The organism is Enterobacter sp. ZOR0014, assembly GCF_000798855.1.
GTDB classification, from domain to species: Bacteria; Pseudomonadota; Gammaproteobacteria; order Enterobacterales; family Enterobacteriaceae; genus Enterobacter; species Enterobacter kobei.
In genome coordinates, this window is sequence record NZ_JTLF01000114.1 from 22,431 (window position 1) to 28,430 (window position 6,000).

General features: G+C 51.9%; 5 protein-coding genes. 2 read left to right on the top strand and 3 right to left on the bottom strand.

What is annotated here, in order from left to right:
- Positions 1–61 precede the first annotated feature (61 nt).
- Both yjdN and L977_RS05755 read right to left on the bottom strand, forming a co-directional pair.
- Positions 62–499, bottom strand: coding sequence for a VOC family metalloprotein YjdN (yjdN, locus tag L977_RS05750; protein ID WP_014882189.1), 438 nt, complete (start codon positions 497–499; stop codon positions 62–64).
- 122 nt (positions 500–621) lie between these two features.
- Positions 622–957 (bottom strand): zinc ribbon domain-containing protein YjdM, encoded by a 336-nt coding sequence (locus L977_RS05755; protein WP_008500067.1) that lies wholly within the window; start codon positions 955–957, stop codon positions 622–624.
- Positions 958–1,553: 596 nt separating this feature from the next.
- On the opposite strand from L977_RS05755, the gene crfC reads away from it, so the two are divergent.
- Both crfC and L977_RS05765 read left to right on the top strand, forming a co-directional pair.
- Positions 1,554–3,908, top strand: a complete 2,355-nt coding sequence (crfC, locus tag L977_RS05760) for a clamp-binding protein CrfC (protein WP_014882190.1) — start codon at positions 1,554–1,556, stop codon at positions 3,906–3,908.
- Positions 3,905–4,780, top strand: coding sequence for a diguanylate cyclase regulator RdcB family protein (locus L977_RS05765; RefSeq protein ID WP_047625261.1), 876 nt, complete (start codon positions 3,905–3,907; stop codon positions 4,778–4,780). The genes crfC and L977_RS05765 overlap by 4 nt, the downstream gene beginning before the upstream one ends.
- Before the next feature lie 63 nt (positions 4,781–4,843).
- On the opposite strand, the gene kdgT is transcribed toward L977_RS05765, so the two are convergent.
- Positions 4,844–5,836 carry a 2-keto-3-deoxygluconate transporter gene (gene kdgT / locus L977_RS05770; RefSeq protein ID WP_014882192.1) on the bottom strand — a complete coding sequence of 331 codons (993 nt, stop codon included), beginning with the start codon at positions 5,834–5,836 and terminating at the stop codon, positions 4,844–4,846.
- Positions 5,837–6,000 lie beyond the last annotated feature (164 nt).

A 6,000-nucleotide genomic window follows, 5' to 3' on the forward strand; every position in this document is an offset into this window, starting at 1 on the left:
AATTTGAAGAGTTGAGGGGAGTTTGATGACAGGCGGAGGCGGACCGCCCACCGCCAGAAAATTAGTGCTGCTGCTTAACGACGTTAATCATCCACGGTACGCCGTATTTATCGGTGACTTTACCGAAACCGTGCGCCCAGAAGGTCTCCTGCCACGCCATGTCGATATTGCCGCCAGCGGCGAGGTTGTCGAACCAGCGCTTGCCTTCTGACACATCCTGCGTGTCGAGCACCAGCGTGAACCCGGCATACTGCGCGTTGCTGCCCGGCGGCTGCCCGTCGCTCATCATAATGTCGCTGCCCGCAATGCGGACGTTAGAGTGGGCGATAGCGGAATCAGGAAACTGCATGCCGGACGGACAGCCTTCTTCACTGCTGTCGCTTTTGGGCATTTCACCGAAAGTGATTTTATAGAGGAGTTCAGCGCCGACGGCCTGCTGATAAAAGGCGGTTGCCTCTGCACAGTTGCCGGCGAAGGAGATGTAGGGACTTAACGGCATAATCTTTACCTCACGTAAGAAAAGCCCATTAAGTGTAGTTCTTTTTTGTAGGCCAGATAAGCGTAGCGCATCCGGAAAAAGCGCCCGGCGGCGCTTCGGTTATCGGGCCTACAGGAGAAAAATCAGTTCTTTTTCACGAACTCAGATTTCAGTTTCATCGGACCGAAGCCGTCAATTTTGCAGTCGATATTATGATCGCCTTCAACCAGACGGATGTTCTTCACTTTGGTACCGATCTTCAGCATGGAAGAGCTGCCTTTGACTTTCAGATCTTTAACCACGGTGACGCTGTCGCCATCCGCCAGCAGGTTACCGTTCGCATCTTTTACGATCAGGGCATCTGCATCCTGTGCCGGTTCGGCATCATTCCATTCATGCGCACATTCCGGGCAGATGAACATGCCATTATCTTCATAGGTGTATTCAGAATTGCATTTCGGGCAGTGTGGGAGAGACATATCGGTATCCTCAAAAAAGTGTTAACACGCTGGAAAATGCCAGCTAAATGACGGCAGTGTGCCGAAAAAGGCGGCAAGTATAGCGCAAATCCACACGTTTGTCGGTGATATTCTGAATTTAAAAAAAAGCAAAAAATGTGTCGGGAGTGACACTTCCTGTCAGTCAGTTAAGCGATGCTAACGTCATTAACACGGTGGAAAGAGAAGTCGCTAAATATATCGAATATTTTATTGTGGCAAATTGCTACGCACCTTCATTTCGGATAAGGTGAAGCAACACATTGTTATTTATCTTTGGTCTTTGCTGCCATGCATTTCGTATGGTTGTGGCATAACCCGTTCTTTTTAGGTGGATAAATAATGATGATATATCCTGAAGTTTCTTAAAAAGGGCTACGCTTTTTATCTTTTGGCTGTCAGGCCTTGAGGAGAGCTTTACACGCCATGCAAGGATAGCCATTTATTTCTGATTATCTTCAATCAGTTATATTCCGGTGAACATGTTTTCCACACGTGATCATATAAGCCTGAACATCATAATTAATACCAGTGGCTTAATAAAAGTAATAAATTTGCGTTAAGGAAAGGCTTTTATCATGCACACACAGACCATTTTTGAATTAAGCCAGGAAGCTGAGCGTTTGTTACAGCTTGCCCTGCAAAATCTTGATACCTTGAAGTCAATGCCGACAGCGATGCTGGAGAACACGACGGCCGCTATTACGGGTGAAAAGAACAACGTTCTGCCTTTGCATTTTAGTGCGCGGGGTGTCGAAGCGCAGCAGGCAATGCTGAATAATGAATTACGCAAAATAACACGTCTGGAAATGGTTCTGGCTATCGTTGGTACCATGAAAGCGGGGAAATCGACCACCATTAATGCCATTGTGGGGACCGAAGTGTTGCCTAATCGCAACCGCCCAATGACGGCGCTTCCTACCCTGATTCGTCATACGCCAGGCCAGAAAGAGCCGGTACTCCATTTCTCACATGTCTCGCCTATTGATGATTTGATCCAGCTGCTGCAGAAACAACTCTGCGATTACGATCGCGGGAAGCTGGCTCAGCATCTGGAAATTGATAAAGACATGAACACGCTGCTGGAACGCATTGAAAAAGGTGAAGCCTTTGAAAAGCATCATCTTGGAGCGCAGCCAATATTTCATTGCCTGAAAAGCCTCAATGACCTGGTCAGACTCTCTCAGGCGCTGGGCGTGGCGTTTCCGTTTTCAGAATACGCGGCCATTGAACACATTCCGGTCATTGAAGTGGAGTTCGTGCATCTTGCGGGTCTGGATGCCCACCTCGGGCAACTGACGCTGCTCGATACTCCTGGGCCTAATGAGGCCGGACAGCCGCATCTGCAAAAAATGCTGAGTGAGCAGTTAGCCCGCGCATCGGCGGTGCTGGCGGTAATGGATTATACCCAGCTTAAATCTATATCTGATGAAGAGGTCCGTCAGGCTATTTCGGTGGCGGGGAAATCCGTGCCTCTGTATGCCCTGGTGAATAAATTCGACCAGAAAGATCGCAATAGCGATGATGAAGAGCAGGTCCGGGCGATGATCTCCGGCACCTTAATGAAAGGCAATATTTCGCCTGGCCAGATCTACCCTGTCTCCTCCATGTGGGCGTATCTGGCGAACCGTGCTCGCTACGAGATGAATACCCACGGACAACTGCCGGATCATCAGGAGCAACCCTGGGTGCAGGATTTTGCCGAAGCCGCCCTCGGTCGCCGCTGGCGTACGGCGGACCTGGATGATATTGGCCATATCCGTCACGCCGCCGATTTGCTCTGGGAAGATTCGCTGTTTGAACAACCGATACGCAAACTGATTTACGCCGCCTATGCTAATGCCTCGTTATTTGCGCTGCGCTCGGCGTCCCATAAGCTGCTCAACTACGCACAAAATGCCCGGGAATATCTCGACTTCCGCTATCAGGGGCTGACGGTCGCCTTTGACGCGCTGGAACTGAATATTACGCGTCTTGAAGAGGACATGGCGATGATGCAGACGCGCCAGCGGGTGGTGAGCGATGAGGTGAAACATGAAGTTGAGCAGGCGCTGAATGCCACTGCGGACTTTATGGGGGCCCAAAAAACAGCGCTTCACCAGGCGATTGGTCACGTGTTCAGCGCTCGCAATATCCTTGATTTAGCCGGTAACGATCGGTTGAATCCTCGTGGTGACGAGCCGCAAGAACTACAGCAGCTGGTTCTGGATGACGAGGGGCAGGCACAGATTGCCCTGAGTAAAATCCGCTCCTCCTGCGAGCTTATCATGCTGGATGCGCAGACAAAGATCTGCCGGGAGCTGGCGTTACGCTTCGATCAGCTGGAGTCTACGCTGGCGCGTTCCCTGAATGACGCCATGCGTCCCATTGAAACGCGTATTAAAGAGCATCTGAGCCATGCCGGCTTTCGGGCGCGGATTAGCTTCCCGGCTTTTCAGGCTAACCAGCTTAACGTCAATACGCAGGCGCTGTTTAACGATGCCATCGCGCAGGACAACCGCCCTGCAGGACAGCCATCGGGCGCGGGCAGCATGCGTGAGACCGTCTCTCGCTGGCTGAATAATCCGGGCTGGGGCTGGGATGAATATGTGGCGACCCGCACGCGCTATGTTATCGACATTGCGCAGCTACATGACAAATTTAAGCAACATATTGATCAGTTTTGTGAACATATACGTAAAGCTTTGTCCGCCCAGGTCGATGTCTCTGTTACGGCAGGAATGGCGACGTTCTTTGCAGAATTTTCGTTATACCTGACCGGGTTACAGGAAAGCTTGCGTGATAGCCTCGCAGTGCGTCAACAAAATGAGCATTCGACCCGAGCGCTCAGCCAGCTGTTGAAGCAAAGTATCACTACTGCGACGTGGATACAGGAAGATACCCGACTGTTACGCGATGATATTCAAACTCTATTCGCGGCAGAGCAACCATGACAACACAGCTACTGGACGGTCCCGGGCGGACGCTGGAGTGTATTCATCCTAAATTTATGGTCGATCTTGTGCAGGGCGTGGACGTTGCGCGTCATCCTCATTTGGGGCCGCAGCAGCTGCAGTTTCGTGAGCGCTTGACTCAGGAGATCATGACGCACACCCGGTTACGACCCTGGGCGATGGCCGGAATGCTGAATGAGAATGCTGCCCTGCGCCTCGGTCTGGCTGAAAAACTCGCCGGGATGATTGACCCTGGCCATCTTGCGCTGACGCTGATGGCGGATAAATTGAATACACTTCGTCAGCAGGCTCACTTAAGGGCTCAGCCCTCTCCGGGCCTGCTTGAACAGTACGCTGAGCTCTCATCGCATTTTACCCAACGTGCCGTTTATAAAGAAAAGGCGCTAACTCAGCGTGGACTGACCGTCCAGGCGGGTGAGCACAGTGAGCAAATTTTCACTCGCTGGCGAGCCGGTCATTATGATGGCTGGTCGCTGGCCGGGCGTTGTTTCATTGTCCTGGAAGAGTTGCGTTGGGGGGCCTTCGGCGATGCTTGCCGTCTGGCGAAGGACGATGTATCGGCCATGCTCAAGGATAATTTACGCAGTATGGCTGCCAATTATCTTGCTCAGGGTATCAATGCGTCTCCTGCAACGCGCCATTTCTATCATCAGTGGCTGACCACACCCGCTTCGGCGGGTTTAATCGATCATAAAGACATGCTGGGCTGGCTGGGTGACTGGTGTCAGGCGGATAAACACCCGGTGAGCTGGTCAGTTACGCAAAACTGGCAGACCGTTGCGCTGGGTATGCCGAGGCTGTGTTCGGCAAAACGTCTGGTGGAGGCGATGGTGGAGGAGATTTTTGGTTGAACCCCTCACCCCTCACTCTGGCCCTCTCCCCAGAGGGGAGAGGGGATGGTTTGGTGCGGTTTGTTAATGTTGAAGCTCTGCTGCCTTCCTTTCTACATCTTTCTCTTGCACGTTTCCGTAGCGTTTCGCATACAGTGCCGTGATGATCGGCACCAGAATCGCGGTAACAATCACGCTGGCAGCCACCAGTGCCGTTGCAGAAGCGGCTACCGGTTCGAAGGCCGGGTTAATCTGAGCAATAATCACCGGGTTTGCGACCGCAGCACCTGCGGCTGAAGAGGCGGCGACACCCGCCGTGCCGTTTCCGCCGCCAATCACGCGGTCGGCAATAATCAACGGAATACCGGTGATGATGATGACCGCAACCCCCAGCACAATACCCAGCAGGCCCGTATCAAGGATCACGTTCAGGTTGATGGTGTTGCCCAGCGCAAAACCAAAGAACGGGATGAGTACGGGTGTGGCTTTGCTGAAGAAATCGCGCAGATCGTGATCCAGATTCCCGAGGGCGAAACCGATCAGGAAGGGCAGGATCGCGCCAACAAAGTGGTGAGGCTCAAAAGAGGCCAGGCCAGCAGAACCCAGGATCAGCATCGTCATGAGCGGGCCGGACTCCAGAGACATCAGAACAAATGCCCCGGATTCTTCTTTCGTTCCGTACTGGTTCATCAGGCTGGCATACAACCCGCCGTTAGTCATATCCATCGCCGAGACAATTGCCAGGACCGATAAACCCGCGAAGAAACCGGTCTGAATTCCATTCTCCGGAATGAACATCGCGCATATCATGGCGACAACCCAGGCCACCGCTATTTTGGTTATGACCAGCGTGCCGGATTTGCGTAATACGGTGCCTGTTGCACGTAAATTAATGGATGCACCGATACAAAAGAACCAGACTGCCAGGATGGGGACGGTACCTGTAATCATCCCTTTTGTGAAACCGCCAAAATAAGCCCCGGTTTCAGGCGCTAAGGTATTCAGAATAGCACCGAGTACCAGGGGGACCAGCATCATACCACCAGGAATACGTTCTATCGTGGCTTTAATCTTCATATACAACCCTCACAATGTTACCCCTCGTAGCGAGCGGCGGGCGCGAATAAAAAATCAATAAATTCAAAATGATGAAGGGTTTTCTTGATGGCTTGTATTGGATAACCCCGCAACAAAATTCAGTAAGCGCTCTGGTTTTCTCTTGTCAGAAAACACTCATCGCT

What these genes read in the sequence shown, in the direction of transcription:
- L977_RS05755 (WP_008500067.1), bottom strand. Translation starts at nt 957, where the DNA reads ATGTCTCTCCCACACTGCCCGAAATGCAATTCTGAATACACCTATGAA.
- kdgT (WP_014882192.1), bottom strand. Translation starts at nt 5,836, where the DNA reads ATGAAGATTAAAGCCACGATAGAACGTATTCCTGGTGGTATGATGCTG.
- L977_RS05765 (WP_047625261.1), top strand. Translation starts at nt 3,905, where the DNA reads ATGACAACACAGCTACTGGACGGTCCCGGGCGGACGCTGGAGTGTATT.
- yjdN (WP_014882189.1), bottom strand. Translation starts at nt 499, where the DNA reads ATGCCGTTAAGTCCCTACATCTCCTTCGCCGGCAACTGTGCAGAGGCA.
- crfC (WP_014882190.1), top strand. Translation starts at nt 1,554, where the DNA reads ATGCACACACAGACCATTTTTGAATTAAGCCAGGAAGCTGAGCGTTTG.